Source organism: Arthrobacter sp. NPDC080082 (genome assembly GCF_040686595.1).
In the GTDB taxonomy this organism is placed as follows: domain Bacteria; phylum Actinomycetota; class Actinomycetes; order Actinomycetales; family Micrococcaceae; genus Arthrobacter.
In genome coordinates this window covers 197,171-210,020 of record NZ_JBFBKQ010000001.1, presented here as the reverse complement: position 1 = coordinate 210,020, position 12,850 = coordinate 197,171, and the positions used below count along the sequence as shown (strand labels likewise).

Sequence of the window (12,850 nt, the reverse complement as noted above, 5' to 3'; positions counted from 1 at the left end):
GCGGGCAGATACTTTGTAGCCTAAGAACGTTTGGTGACGCCGTTCCCTTTCGGGAGCGGCGTTGTCACGGGGCTATAGCTCAGTTGGTAGAGCGCTTCGTTCGCATCGAAGAGGTCAGGAGTTCGAATCTCCTTAGCTCCACATTGCCTCCCGCCGCCGGTTCCCCGCGCGGCCCCATCATTCCCCTCGACCTTTACGCTGGCTATGCTGGGCGGACCACTTCTGCCGCTCCAGTGAAGGATCCCGCCGTGGGTGAAGCCTCGCAAAAAGCCAACAGGGCCGTCTCTGAGGCCATCTCCGCTGCCAGGGGACCGGCACTCCGGAACCTCGCCCGGGCCGGCTACGTCTTCATCGGCCTGGTCCATATCCTGATCGGTGCCATCGCCCTCCAGATTGACCGCGGGCAGGGCGGCGAGGCGGACCAGTCCGGGGCCATCGGCTCCCTGGCGTCCAAGCCCGGCGGCGCCATCCTCCTGTGGGTGGGGTTCGCTGCCTGCGCGGCCTTGGCCCTCTGGATGGTGAGCGAGGCCGTCGTCGCGGGCCGCGCGCAGGGCGAGGCGAAGGACAAGGCCAAGGAAACGGCGTCGGCGGCCGGAAAAGCCGTCATCTTCGGTTTCCTGGCCATCACCTTTGCCGTCTTCGCCGCTGGCGGTACCAAGAGCTCCAGCCAGTCGGCCAGCGACTTCACCGCCAAGATTCTGGCCGCACCCGCCGGCGTCCTGTTGCTGATCGTCATCGGCGCAGCCATCATCGGCGGCGGGGTCTACTACGTCTACCGGGGCGTCACCCGGAAGTTCATGGAGGACCTCAGCGTTCCCGGGAACCCCCGCACCGCCGTGGAGTGGCTCGGCACCATCGGCTACGCCGCCAAGGGCGTCGTGTTGGGCGTGGTCGGCATCCTCATCATTGTGGCGGCGGCGACGGCGGACCCCTCCAAGTCCTCAGGCCTGGACGGCGGCCTCAAGACTCTGGGGTCCCAGCCGTTTGGCGTGGTGTTGCTCGCCGCGACCGCGGCCGGTCTGGTCTGCTACGGGGTGTATTCGATGGCACGGGCCAAGTACGGCAAGTTCTAGGATCCGCCGGTTCCGGGCGTGCACCGGGGTGACGCCCGGCAACTGGCGTGGCACAGCAAAGGGCGCCTCCCGTTGCGGGAAGCGCCCTTGGCAGTAGTCCGGGATCAGTCCTTCTTGAAGGCGTCCTTGACCTTCTCGCCGGCCTGCTTGAGGTCGCCCTTGGCCTGGTCGGCCTGGCCCTCGGCGCGGAGGCGGTCGTTGCCCGTCGCGTCGCCGGCGGCTTCCTTACCCTTGCCGGTCATCTTCTCGGCAGCGTTCTCGATCTTGTCGCCCAGTCCCATGGTGTTTCCTCCTCTGGTTGGCGGCCGCTCGATACGGCCATGGCCCTATCCTAAGCCTGCTTAGCATCTATCGCGCAAGTAGGAGCGCCGCATCCGGGGCCAAGTCCCAGCCAAACCCCAGCCCCGGCCACGTGCGCCGCGGGAGTTCGTCGCCGTCGGAAGCGGGCCGAAGACCAGGAAATATTCCGCCCACCCCAGAGCGTCGCCGAAGGAGCGGCGGCCGGGCTGGGTACGGTGAGGCGCAGTGGGCCTGCCTGGCCCGGAATCTTGGAGGACATGTGTCATCAGGCCGCCCCACCAAACAGAGCCCTGCCCGCCGTCGTCCGGCCCGGACGCTGGGTGTCGTCGCCGCGGGGGTTGCCGTCCTGCTGGCGGTGGCGGGCTGCGCCGGGCCCGCGGAGCCCGGTGCGGTCCTCGAGCGGGTCGCGGACACCACGCCCGCGGCTACGGGGTGGCTGCACACCGACGGCGGCACCATCCGGGACTCGAATAACGCCCCGTACATCATCAAGGCGGCCTCCTGGTTCGGGCTGGAGACCCCCGACTGCGTCCCGCACGGACTCTGGGGCACCCTGACCATCGACGAAGCCCTGGCCAACATAAAATCCATGGGGTTCAACACCGTCCGGCTTCCGTTCTCCAACGAGTGCCTGGCCGCCACAACCATCAAGGGCAGCGTCAACTATTGGGCCAACCGGGCCTACAACCTGGAGGGCAAGCGCCCGCTGGATGTGATGGACACGGTCATCGCCCGGGCCAAGGCCAACGGCCTGCAGGTCATCTTGGACCGGCACCGCCCTTCCTCGGCAAGCCAGTCGCCCCTCTGGTACACCGCCGCCGTCCCCGAGTCCCGGTGGATCTCGGACTGGCAGATGCTGGCGGTCCGTTACAGGAACGATCCGACCGTGATCGGGGCCGACCTGCACAACGAGCCCGCGGGATCCGCCACCTGGGGCGGACCCGCCGCGACCGACTGGCAGGCGGCGGCGACCCGGGGAGGCAACGCCGTCCTGGCCGCCAACCCGAACCTCCTGATCCTCGTCGAGGGAATCGAGAACCAGGCGACCGCGGGAGGCACCTGGTGGGGTGGTGGCCTGGCGGACGCCGGCGCGAAGCCGGTGTCCCTCGCCGTGCCGCACCGGGTGGTTTATTCGCCGCACGATTACCCGGCGTCCATGTTCGCCCAGAAATGGTTCAGCGACCCCGCCTACCCGGCCAACCTCCCCGCCGTCTGGGACCGCAACTGGGGATACCTGCAGAAGAAGGGAATCGCTCCGGTGTTGCTGGGGGAGTTCGGCACCGCCCTGGCCACCGCCTCCGACAAGGCGTGGATGGCCTCGATTGTCAGCTACCTCCAGGCCAACGGCATGTCCTTTGCCTACTGGTCCTTCAACCCCAACTCGGCCGGAACAGGCGGTCTGGTCCAGTCCGACTGGCGCACGCCGGAACGCGCCAAGCTGGATGCGCTGGCCCCGATTCTGACCAACGCCCCGGGCACGTCCCCAACGCCGACGCCGACGACGTCGCCCGCGCCTACGCAGACGACGTCTCCCTCGCCCACCCCGACGCCGACGGGCGCGCCCACCGCTCCCGCACCGGCACCGACCACCAGCCCGTCGCCGTCGCCCTCGCCGAGCGCGAGCCCGGGACCGGTCGGCGGGGATGCCCTGTCGGCCACCTGGCGGTTGACCAGTTCCTGGCCCGGCGGCTACGTGGCGAACCTGGACCTTACGGCGCTGCGTGCGGTGCCGTCGTGGTCCGTGTCCTGGAACGACCCCACGGTGACCTCGGTTGCCAACTCCTGGGGGATGAAGTGCACGGTGGTCCCGAAGACGTCCGTCACCTGCACCGGCTCGGACTGGACGGCGAAGCTCGCCGCCGGGCAGAAGGTCACGGCCGGGTTGCAGGTCAACGCCGCAAAGGCGCCCGTCAACCCGGCGCTGACCGTCAGGTAGCCGCCACGGCGCCGGTGCTTCCGCCGGTCAGCGTTCCGGTTCCACCACGGTGATATCCAGCGGCATTCGGTGACTCCTGCGGAGCCGGCCGGCCAGGACGTTTCGGGCGCCCCGGGACACCAGCCGGGCCGGGGTGAGGTCCCGGTACGCCGCCGCATCCGACGTGACCAGGCCCAGCAGGGGTTTCGCGGCGGCCTCCGGGGCCTGCCCCCACAGCCCCACCACCACCTGCAGGGCCGAAAGGCGCTTCTCGTAGCCTGACTGGGCCCGGATGCGCCGCAGGAGGTCCGTTTCCACCAGGCCGGGATTCATGCCGTGGACCCGCACGCCGGTGCCGCGCGTTTCCCGGCGCAGGGTCTCGGTGAACTGTCGCACCCACCGTTTGCTGGAGGCATACGCGTTCTGCAGCGGCACCGGCCCGCCGTCGCCCTGGCCGTAGAGGTTCACCAGGTCACCGTGGCCCTGCCCGAGCATCACCGGCAGCGCCACGCGGGAACCGTGGAAGGTGCCCAGGATGTTGGTCCGGACCACCCGCGTGAAGTCGTCCACCGGCGTGGACGCCGTCGGCCCGTACACACCCGAGACGCCGGCGTTATTTACCCAGATGTCCAGCCCGCCGAGGCGCAGGGCCTCGTCGCGCAGGGACTCGACGTCGGCCAGCTCCGCAGTGTCGCAGCCCAGCCCCAACGCCGTGATTCCCGCCGCCCGGAGCCGGGTGGCGGCCGCCTCGGCGTCGGCGGCCGACCGGGACGCGAGGACGACGGCGGCCCCCTCGGCGCCCAGCAGCCCCGCCATCGCAAAGCCCAGGCCTCGGGAGGACCCGGTCACCACCGCTACCCGCCCCTCAAGGAGCCCCTGTCCGGTCTGCATGCTTCACTCATACCCGCCGACGCCGCCGCGGACAAGGGCCGGGGTGCGCAAAGATGGTGGCATGACCATTGCGCGCACCGTCCTGCTCTTTGCCCTGGCCGCCGTGGCCGAAATTGGCGGGGCCTGGATGATCTGGCAGGCCGTCCGCGAGGGCCGCGCCTGGTGGTGGGCCGGGATCGGGATCGTCGCCCTCGGGCTCTACGGCTTCGTCGCGACACTTCAGCCGGACGCCCACTTCGGCCGGATCCTGGCCGCCTACGGAGGCGTCTTCGTGGCAGGGTCCCTGGCCTGGGGCATGGCGGTGGACGGATTCCGGCCGGACCGCTGGGACGTCATCGGGTCCGTGGTCTGCCTGGCGGGCGTGGCCGTTATCATGTTCGCGCCCCGGGGTCCCTGAGCCCGCCGGTACGCCCCGCACCACTGTTTATCCCCAAGAAATCCGCAGGAATCCCGTTCCCCGCCGTCGCGCCGTCTCCGTCTGAGTAATGTTTTCCCCGGTTGGCTTGGTGACAGGGCCTGCCGGACACCTCTTTGGAACTCTGGAAGGAACACCCCTTGGCAGGAATTTTCACGTGGCTCGGCGCCCTGGGCACCGCAGGCAAGGCAACAGCCGTGGCCGCCGTCGTCGTCACCGGCGGAGCGGGGGCGGCGATGGCCGCCACGGTCAGCGAGATCACCGCGGATCCGACGCCGACCGTCACCGCCACGGCGACCGCCACCGACTCCCCGACGGCCGCCCCCACTGAGACCGCCGAGCCCACGGAACCGGCACCGACCGCTACCGCATCCGCGGAGCCGACCGAGACCGCGGAACCGACGGAGCCCGCCCCGGCCCCCTCAGCCACCGATACCCCGTCCGCTGCCCCGACCGAAACCGGCGAGGCCACGGAACCGGGCGAGTCCACGGAAACGAAGGACAGCGAACCGGAGAAATCCACTCCGTCTGAACCGGGCAACAGCGCCTGGGCCCACGCGAACGCCGAGGCGCACCGTGCCGCCGGCCAGGCCAACGCCGAACAGCACCGCGACGAGCACGCGGCCACCCCCGCCGTCCCGAGCTACGGCCACGCACCCGTCCAGGGCGCCCAGGCCGCCCCGGCTCCCGCGCCGGCCCAGGCAGCCGCTCCCGCGCCCGGCCACGGCAAGTCCGGCCGCTAGCGGACCGCACACCCCAAGCGCCCCATACCGCAAGAGCCCCGTACCGCAGCCGCGGTGCGGGGCTCTTCGCATGCCGGGATATTCTGGAAACCACGGGTTCCCTGCGCCACCCGGATTTCCACTCCCGCTTCCCACAGCGGCCGGGCCGCCCACCGTACGGTCCGCCGTCGGGCACGGGCGCCCCGAAAGGACCCCCATGAGCCTGATCCGCCTGAACGACGTCAGCGTCCGCTTCGAGAACACTCCGGTCCTCCGTGAGGTCTTCTTCCGGCTCGAGCCCGGCGACCGGGTGGGGCTGATCGGCAAGAACGGCTCCGGCAAGACCACCGTCCTGAAGCTGGTCCTGGACCAAGTCGCCCCGGAGACCGGTACGGTCAGCGTCGATCCCGGCATCCGCGTGGGCTACTTCTCCCAGTTCTCCGAACTCAACGGTGCCTCCACCATCACGGAGGTCCTCAACGGACTGTTCGGCACGGTGAAGGCCGTCGAGGCGGAACTTGCCGGGATCGACGCCGCCATCGCCGCCGACCCCGGTGCCGGGGAACTGGACCGCCTGATCACCCGGCAGGCCGCCCTCTTCGAGGAGATGGAACGGCTGGACGGGTGGGACTACCCGCGCCGGATCGACACCGTGCTGACCACCCTCGGCTTCGAGGACGCCCACCGGCACTGCGCCATCGACGAGCTGTCGGGCGGCTGGCGCAACCGCGCCGCGCTGGCGAAGATCCTGCTCGAAAGCCCGGACGTGCTGCTGCTGGACGAGCCGACCAACTTCCTCGACGTCGCCGGGGTGCAGTGGCTGGAGAACTGGTTCCGCGACTTCAAGGGCGCCGCCGTCATCGTCTCGCACGACCGCATGTTCCTGGACGCCGTGGTCACGCGGATCGTCGAAGTGGAGAACTACCACCTGCACGAGTATCCGGGGAACTTCGCCGAATACGTGGTCCAGAAGCAGTTCCGGCTCAAGACTTTGGAACAGCAGTTCGTCCACGAGGCCGAGCTGCTCGCCTTCGAGGCGGAGGGAATTGCCGACCGGCGCGAGGCCGCCAAGGCCGCCAGCCGGGGCCTGGAGAACAAGCTGGCCAAGATCAAGAAGTCGCGCACCCCCCGGCCGGTGGACCAGATCGTCACCGAGATCTACGGCGGCCTGCACGTCAAGGACGTCCTCTGCCGGGTCGAGGGGCTGGAAAAGTCCTACGAGGGCCGGACGCTGTTCACGGATCTGGGCTTCGAGATCCGCAAGGGCAACCGGATCGCCGTCCTGGGCGCCAACGGCAGCGGCAAATCCACCCTCCTGCGGGTCCTCACCGGCGAGGAGGCCCCCGACGCCGGCACGGTCGCCTGGGCCAAGGGTCCGGGGTACGTCTCCTACAACGCCATGCTGGCGGCGCTCGACGACGGCGACACCGTCTCGCACGCCGTCAACGCCCTCCCGGACAGCCTGGCCCTGACCGCCACCAGGAAGTCGGTCAACCGCTTCCTCGCGATGTTCCAGTTCTCCGAGGCGGACCTCAAGCAAAAGATTGGCAACCTCTCCGGCGGCCAGAAGGCCCGCGTCGCCATGGCCCAGTGCCTGCTCTCGGGGGCGTCCGTGCTGCTCCTCGACGAACCCACCAACCACCTGGACCTCTCGAGTACCCAGGTGATGGAACGGGCCCTGCTGCACTTCCCGGGCGCCGTCGTGGTGGTCAGCCACGACCGGTTCTTCACGGAGAAGATTGCCACCCGGCTGCTGGTCTTCGGGGCCGACGGCGCCGCCCCCGGCCAGGTGGAGCAGCGCGCCGCCTGACCTGCGGCGGCTGACGGCGCCGACTAAAATGGGGCAATGGCGGAACAACCTCCGGACCAACGTCCGGACCTACCTCCGGAACATGGCCCCGATCCGTGGGAGGAATTCGACCGGCTTGGCCCGGCCCGGGAGGACCGTGTGCGCGGACAGCCGGGCGGCGAGCCCAACGGTTTCGGCTTCCGCACGGGGGTCCGCAGCGCGAAGGTAGCCGTCGGCTTCGCGGTGTACGCGCTGGTCCTTGGCAGCATCCTGGTGGGGGCGGGGGTGGTCTACTTCATCGGCCACCGTGAGTGGCTTTGGCTCGCGCTGATGGCGGCGATCGAGGCGGTGTTCGTCCTAGCCTTTGCCCGGCTGGTGGCGCAGGCACGGCACCGACGCCCCACGCCCTGAGGCAGTCCCGGACAACCTGCTGGATTGAAGCAGGCGGCCCTAGCCGGTCCCGCGCCGCCGGTGCGGCCGCGAGCCGATCGCCAGATAGCCGCCGAGGGCACCAACACCGCCCAGCCCGGCGGTGAACAGGGCCTTGGGCCACCGTTTCCACCGGTCCGGCTGGAAGGACACCAGTTCCCCGACGGCGCCGATCAGCGCAGCGACGATCAGGCCCGCGACGATCCGGTTGCCGGTCTTCTCCGCCCGGTCCATCAGCGACTGGAGTTCCCCGGCCCGGAAATGCACGTCCACCCCGCCACGCTCCAGCACCTCCAGCAGCCTCCGGGCCAGTTCCGGTGCCTCGATGCCGAACCTCAGGGCCTCCCACCCGAGCTTCTTCAGCCGCTCAGCCACCGCCTCCGGGGTGAGAGAGGAGAGCACCACACCGCGGGTGAAGGGCCCCAGCTGTTCGGTCAGCTCGAAGCCGGGGTCCAGCTGTTTGCCCAGCCCGTCGGCCATGACCAGCATCTTGACCATCAGGGCCGTCTCCCGCGGCAGGCGGAGCCGGCTGGTCCGCAGCAGCCCCGCCAGCTCGGCCAGGACCGGTACCAGCGGCACCTCCGCCAGTGGCCGGTCGGCGTAGCGGTCCAACAGCCGGCCCAACGCCGCCTGCAGGGTGCCATAGTCGCCGTCGGCGCCGCCGCAGAGCCGCACCACCGCGGTGGTCAGGCTCCGGGGGTCCTTGTCCACAACCGCCAGCAGTACCCGCACCAGGTTCCACCGGGCGCCGTCGTCGATCTTGCCCACCATGCCGAAATCGATGATCCCCAGCCTGCCGTCGGGTTCGACGAAGAAGTTTCCCGGGTGCGGGTCGGCGTGGAAGAACCCGTCTTCGAAGACCATCTTCAGGAGCACGGTGCAGGCGCGGACGGCGAGGTCCCCGGTGTCGATCCCGGCCGCCCGCAGCCCGCCGACGTCGCTGATCTTGATGCCGCGCAGCCGCTCCAGGGTCAGCACCCGCGTGGTGGTGGCGTCCCAGAAGACCCGGGGGATGTGCACGCGCGGGTCACCGGCGAAGTTGGCCGCGAACTGCTCGGCGTTGCGCGCCTCCTGCAGGTAGTCCAGTTCCGCCCGGAGGGTCTGGGCGAACTCGTCCACCAGGGCCGCGACCCGCCAGCCGGCCACGGCCGAGGATGCCTGTTCGGCACGTTTGGCCAGTTCGGCCATGATTTCCAGGTCTTCATTGACCTCCTCGACGACGCCGGGCCGGCGCACCTTGACCACGACGTCGGCCAAGACGCCGCCGTCGGCCGCGCCCCCGCCGGCGAGTGTTGCCTCGTGGGCCTGCCCGATGGAACCGGTGGCGAGCGGTGTGTCCCGCAGCCCGGCCAGCAGTTGGTGCGCGGCCGGCCCGAGCTCCTCGGCGATGACGTCGCGGATTTGTTCGGCCGGGATGGCGGGGGAGGCGTCCTGCAGGGTGGCGAGCTCCGCGGCGTAGTCCGGGGGCAGGATGTCGGTCCGGGTGGAGACGATCTGGCCGAACTTGATGAACACCGTCCCGAGTTCCTCCAGGGCCAGGCGCACCCGCTCCGGGGCAGGCATCCGGGCGCCGGGCAACCCTCCGGGCCGGCCGGTCAAGTGCAACCGCTCCAGGTGCAGCCCGCCCACCGCGAATCCCAGCCCGTGCCTGCCCAGGGTCTCCACGATGTGCCGGAACCGCTCCCGCCGCGCGCTCATGCGGCCAGAGTACACGGGGCCCGCGGGACACGGGGCGGTAGGGAAGGCCCGCCCGTGAGCGGGTGCCGGCGTCAGCGGGCTCCGGTCAGAGCCAGCCCTTCCGCTTGAAGATGGCATACATCAGCGTCGCCGTGGCGGCCATCAGCCCGATCGCCATCGGATACCCGAACGCCCAGTGCAACTCCGGCATATTCTCGAAGTTCATGCCGTACACCCCGGCCACGAAGGACGGGGCGAAAAAGATCGCGGCCCAGGAGGAGATCTTCTTGACCTGCTCGTTCTGTTCGGCGCTCGCCTCATTCTGGCGGTTGGCGGTCAGCGTGCCGTCCAGGGTCAGCGCGTTCTGCAGCAGGTCCCGGAAGGAGTCCGCGCGGGAAATCAGCCGCTCCACGTGGTCCTCGACATCGCGGAGATTGTGCTGCAGTTCCGAATCCACCCGGTACTTCTCGAAGCCGCTGCGCAGGTGCTGCATCATGGCCGGCAGCGGATGGATGGCCCGCTGGAAGTGGATCACCTCGCGGGCGAGCTCATAGATGCGCCGGGAGACCAGGGGGTCGCCGCTGAAGAGCTGGTCCTCGATCTCGTCGATGTCGTTTTCCAGCCCGGCAACCACCGGCCCGTAGTCGTCCACAACCTGGTCCATCAGCGCGTAGAGCACGGCCTCGGGCCCGTGGCAGAGCAGGTCCGGGCGCAGCTCCAGGCGGCGCCGCACCTGGCCGACGCCGGCGGTCTCGGCGTGCCGCACCGTCACCACGAAGTTGCGGCCGGTGAAGACGTGCAGCTCGCCGAACTCCACGGTCTCGGAGTCGTCCAGGTAGCGGGCGGGCCGGAGCACGGTGAAGAGGTTGTCGTCATAGCGTTCCAGCTTCGGGCGCTGGTGGGCGGAGACGGCGTCCTCCACGGCGAGGCCGTGCAGTCCGAATTCGGCGGCGACGGCGGCCATTTCCTCGGTGGTGGGACGGTAGAGGCCGATCCACGCCATGCCCCCGTGGCGATTCAGGGTCTCGAAGGTCTGTTCCAGGCTCTCGGGCTCGGCCCGGCGGACGCCGTCCACGTAGACGGCGTTGTCGATGATAGTCACCGGGCCATTATCCAGCGTCGGTGCCGTCACCGGCCGCAACGGCCCGGCGCGCTGGCCGCGCAGCGGTTCCGGCGGCGCCCTGAGCCAGCCGGCTGATCAGCGGCTCGGTGCGGTAGGGGATGTGGGTGTGCAGGGCGAGCACCGTCTCGGTCCGGATGACGCCCTTGATCCGCAGGATGGAGCGCAGGGCAGTCTGGAGATTGTGCGTGTCCGTGGCCACCAGCCGGCACCAGACGTCGCCCCGGCCGGAGATTTCGTGCACCTCCAGGACCTGGGGGATGAGGCGCAGTGCGGCGACCACGCCGTCGAGCTCCCGGTGGTTCACCTCGATCGTGACGAACGCGACGACGTCGTACCCCACCGCCTCCAGGTCGATCTCACGGCCGCCGTCGTGCAGGATCCCCGAACGCAACATCCGCCGGACCCGGGTCTGCGCCGTGTTCCGCGCGATGCCCAGGGCGTCGCTGAGTTCGCCGATCTGGACCCGGGGATCCTTGACCAGTTCCAGCAGGATCCGCAGGTCGGTGGGGTCGAGGCTGTTCAAATCATCACTCCGGTTCATCCGCGCGGGGCATCATTGATGGTTTTGATCAATTCTGGCACGAAAAGAGAGGTGAACGATCATGCGTGCCGCATTCTGGAGGCATCCATTTCTTTACCGGGTCCGTAGCCTCCCCACCGGGAACGCCCGCGGTACCCCGATGTGCAGGGACACCGTCATGACCGTCTTCAGCGAACTCCGCATGCGCCCGGCCACCGCCGCCCGCTGGGGTTGGGATGCCTCCGTCACCGCCCGGCTGGTGATGGCCGGCGTCGTCATTTTCACGCTCTTGGTGGGAGCCAATCTCGCGACCCCGCTCTACCCGCTGCTCCAGGCCCGGCTGGGCATCTCGGCGCTGGACGTGACGGTGGCGTTCTCTGCCTACGTCCTGGCCCTCGTTGCCACCCTGATCCTTGCGGGGCACTGGTCCGATCACATCGGCCGGCGTGCTGCGATGGTGCTGGCGGTCCTGACGGGCCTGGCCGGCGGACTGGTCTTTGCCTCGGCCGACAGCCTGGCGGCGCTCTGCGCAGGGCGTGCCCTGCAGGGCGCCGCGGTGGCCCTGGCCACCGGGGCGAGCTCCGCGGCGCTGCGGGAACTGCTGCCCAGCCGGCCCGAATGGGCCTCCCGCTTCACGCTGCTCGCCTCGGCCGGCGGGGTGGCGGCCGGGCCTGCGATCGGCGGGCTGCTCTCGGTGTTCCCGGGTCCGACGTCGACGCCGTACTACCTCCACTCGCTGGTCCTGGCGGCGCTCCTGGTCCCGCTGTACCTGCTCAAGGCCCGCCCCGCGATCACCTCCACCGCCGGGCAGCAGCCGCTGAAGGTCCTCGCCCCGCGCAGGCCGTCCGTCTCCAGCGAGGCACGGGGCGCCTTCTGGCTCGCCTCGTCGGTGGGCTTCCTCAGCTTCGCCGTGTTCGGCTTCTGCCTCTCCCTGGCCCCGGGCTATTTCGCGCAGATCGTCCACGCCGACTCGCGTCCGCTGATCGGGGTCCTGGCCGGCCTCACCCTCGCCGCGTCCGCCCTGAGCCAGCTGCTGGCCGTGCGGGGACGGTTCGTGGTCCCGGCGGGGCTCGTGCTGCTCTCCGTCTCGGTGCTGCTGATCGCCGCCGCTGCCGCCTGGAGCAGCCCCTGGCTGCTGGTCGCGGCGAGCGTCACCGCGGGCCTGGGCCAGGGCGTGGCGTTCCGGACCGTCTTCAACACCGTCGCCGGCAAGGTCGAGGCGGCCCGCCACGCGCAGATCATCAGCACGGTGTACGTGATCACCTACCTCGGCAGCGCCTTCCCGGTGATCGGGCTCGGCCTGGCCGCGGGCGCCGTCGGGCTGCAGACCGCGGTGGCCGGCTTCGTGGTGCTCTGCGCCGCGCTGGGCCTGGTTCTCGCGGCGGTGTCGCTGCGGCAGGCGCTGCGCGCCTAGTCCCTCGGGTCCGCGGGCGCCGAAGGTCCCTCGCCTCAGTCCGGCAGCGGCCCGTGGTTGCCCTGGATGTGGTCGAAGACCAGAGTGGTTTCCGTGTGGCCCACCACCGGGTCCGTGGCCAGGTTGTCCAGCACCCAGTCACGCAGGTCCTCCGTGGTGGCCACGGCAATGTGCAGCAGGTAGTCCACCGAGCCGGAGGTGTGGAAGGTCGAGAGCACGGCGGGGAGCTTGGGCACGCGGGCGGTGAACCGGTCGATTTGTTCGCGGTCGTGGGCCCGCAGGCGCACCGCGATCAGGGCCTGCACCGACCGGCCGACGGCGGGGAGGCTGAGTTTGGCCTCAAAGCCCTGGATGATGCCGCGGTCGGAGAGCGCCCGGGTGCGCATCAGGGCGGTGGAGGGCGCGATGCCCACCAGCTCGGCCAGCTGCTTGTTGGAGATGCGGGCGTCCGCCACCAGCGCTGCCAGCAGACGCTCGTCGATAGCGTCCAGCGGTTCGCCGGCCCCCGCTCCGGTCCGAACATTCTTCGCAGCACTGCTCACGGGTCCTCCTTTATGTGGTTTAGGTTCATCTTAGGCGGCC

13 protein-coding genes and 1 tRNA gene are annotated in these 12,850 nt (G+C 70.0%); 8 read left to right on the top strand and 6 right to left on the bottom strand.

Annotated features, from left to right (window positions below; genetic code table 11):
* Positions 1-68 precede the first annotated feature (68 nt).
* Positions 69-141, top strand: a tRNA-Ala gene (locus AB0O44_RS00930).
* A gap of 107 nt (positions 142-248) precedes the next feature.
* Positions 249-1,073, top strand: coding sequence for a DUF1206 domain-containing protein (locus tag AB0O44_RS00925; protein WP_364133186.1), 825 nt, complete (start codon positions 249-251; stop codon positions 1,071-1,073).
* 104 nt (positions 1,074-1,177) lie between these two features.
* Here AB0O44_RS00925 and AB0O44_RS00920 read toward each other — a convergent pair whose 3' ends face one another.
* Positions 1,178-1,354, bottom strand: a complete 177-nt coding sequence (locus tag AB0O44_RS00920) for a CsbD family protein (RefSeq protein WP_290255838.1) — start codon at positions 1,352-1,354, stop codon at positions 1,178-1,180.
* A gap of 278 nt (positions 1,355-1,632) precedes the next feature.
* Between AB0O44_RS00920 and AB0O44_RS00915 the strand changes: the two genes are divergently transcribed.
* Entirely contained in the window at positions 1,633-3,309 is a 1,677-nt protein-coding gene (locus AB0O44_RS00915; protein WP_364133183.1) for a cellulase family glycosylhydrolase, read from the top strand.
* A gap of 27 nt (positions 3,310-3,336) precedes the next feature.
* On the opposite strand, the gene AB0O44_RS00910 is transcribed toward AB0O44_RS00915, so the two are convergent.
* Positions 3,337-4,179, bottom strand: a complete 843-nt coding sequence (locus AB0O44_RS00910; protein ID WP_364133181.1) for an SDR family NAD(P)-dependent oxidoreductase — start codon at positions 4,177-4,179, stop codon at positions 3,337-3,339.
* A gap of 61 nt (positions 4,180-4,240) precedes the next feature.
* On the opposite strand from AB0O44_RS00910, the gene AB0O44_RS00905 reads away from it, so the two are divergent.
* The 4 genes from AB0O44_RS00905 to AB0O44_RS00890 all read left to right on the top strand — a co-directional run bounded on the left by AB0O44_RS00905 (position 4,241) and on the right by AB0O44_RS00890 (position 7,516).
* Positions 4,241-4,576: a YnfA family protein gene (locus tag AB0O44_RS00905; RefSeq protein ID WP_290255835.1), complete on the top strand. Its 336-nt coding sequence runs from the start codon at positions 4,241-4,243 to the stop codon at positions 4,574-4,576.
* 158 nt (positions 4,577-4,734) lie between these two features.
* Positions 4,735-5,337 (top strand): hypothetical protein, encoded by a 603-nt coding sequence (locus AB0O44_RS00900; RefSeq protein ID WP_364133179.1) that lies wholly within the window; start codon positions 4,735-4,737, stop codon positions 5,335-5,337.
* A gap of 196 nt (positions 5,338-5,533) precedes the next feature.
* A complete protein-coding gene (locus tag AB0O44_RS00895) occupies positions 5,534-7,126 on the top strand; it encodes an ABC-F family ATP-binding cassette domain-containing protein (RefSeq protein WP_364133177.1) in 1,593 nt (530 codons plus the stop codon).
* A 36-nt stretch (positions 7,127-7,162) separates the two neighbouring features.
* Positions 7,163-7,516, top strand: coding sequence for a hypothetical protein (locus tag AB0O44_RS00890; RefSeq protein ID WP_364133174.1), 354 nt, complete (start codon positions 7,163-7,165; stop codon positions 7,514-7,516).
* A gap of 39 nt (positions 7,517-7,555) precedes the next feature.
* Here the strand turns inward: AB0O44_RS00890 and AB0O44_RS00885 are convergent, their stop codons facing one another.
* From AB0O44_RS00885 to AB0O44_RS00875, 3 genes are all read right to left on the bottom strand, one after another.
* Positions 7,556-9,232 carry an AarF/UbiB family protein gene (locus AB0O44_RS00885; RefSeq protein ID WP_364133172.1) on the bottom strand — a complete coding sequence of 559 codons (1,677 nt, stop codon included), beginning with the start codon at positions 9,230-9,232 and terminating at the stop codon, positions 7,556-7,558.
* Positions 9,233-9,317: 85 nt separating this feature from the next.
* On the bottom strand, positions 9,318-10,313 hold the full coding sequence (gene corA, locus AB0O44_RS00880; protein WP_290255830.1) for a magnesium/cobalt transporter CorA: 996 nt from the start codon (positions 10,311-10,313) through the stop codon (positions 9,318-9,320).
* A gap of 7 nt (positions 10,314-10,320) precedes the next feature.
* A complete protein-coding gene (locus tag AB0O44_RS00875) occupies positions 10,321-10,857 on the bottom strand; it encodes an Lrp/AsnC family transcriptional regulator (protein ID WP_364133169.1) in 537 nt (178 codons plus the stop codon).
* Positions 10,858-11,032: 175 nt separating this feature from the next.
* Here AB0O44_RS00875 and AB0O44_RS00870 point away from each other — a divergent pair, with 175 nt between their 5' ends.
* Positions 11,033-12,268 carry an MFS transporter gene (locus AB0O44_RS00870; RefSeq protein WP_364133166.1) on the top strand — a complete coding sequence of 412 codons (1,236 nt, stop codon included), beginning with the start codon at positions 11,033-11,035 and terminating at the stop codon, positions 12,266-12,268.
* 35 nt (positions 12,269-12,303) lie between these two features.
* Here the strand turns inward: AB0O44_RS00870 and AB0O44_RS00865 are convergent, their stop codons facing one another.
* Positions 12,304-12,810, bottom strand: a complete 507-nt coding sequence (locus tag AB0O44_RS00865; RefSeq protein WP_290255827.1) for an Lrp/AsnC family transcriptional regulator — start codon at positions 12,808-12,810, stop codon at positions 12,304-12,306.
* Positions 12,811-12,850: the final 40 nt, after the last annotated feature.

Excerpts from the sequence above, each read along its gene's own strand:
- AB0O44_RS00885 (WP_364133172.1), bottom strand. The coding sequence starts at position 9,232 with ATGAGCGCGCGGCGGGAGCGGTTCCGGCACATCGTGGAGACCCTGGGC.
- AB0O44_RS00910 (WP_364133181.1), bottom strand. The coding sequence starts at position 4,179 with ATGCAGACCGGACAGGGGCTCCTTGAGGGGCGGGTAGCGGTGGTGACC.
- AB0O44_RS00870 (WP_364133166.1), top strand. The coding sequence starts at position 11,033 with ATGACCGTCTTCAGCGAACTCCGCATGCGCCCGGCCACCGCCGCCCGC.
- AB0O44_RS00920 (WP_290255838.1), bottom strand. The coding sequence starts at position 1,354 with ATGGGACTGGGCGACAAGATCGAGAACGCTGCCGAGAAGATGACCGGC.
- AB0O44_RS00890 (WP_364133174.1), top strand. The coding sequence starts at position 7,163 with ATGGCGGAACAACCTCCGGACCAACGTCCGGACCTACCTCCGGAACAT.
- AB0O44_RS00895 (WP_364133177.1), top strand. The coding sequence starts at position 5,534 with ATGAGCCTGATCCGCCTGAACGACGTCAGCGTCCGCTTCGAGAACACT.
- AB0O44_RS00905 (WP_290255835.1), top strand. The coding sequence starts at position 4,241 with ATGACCATTGCGCGCACCGTCCTGCTCTTTGCCCTGGCCGCCGTGGCC.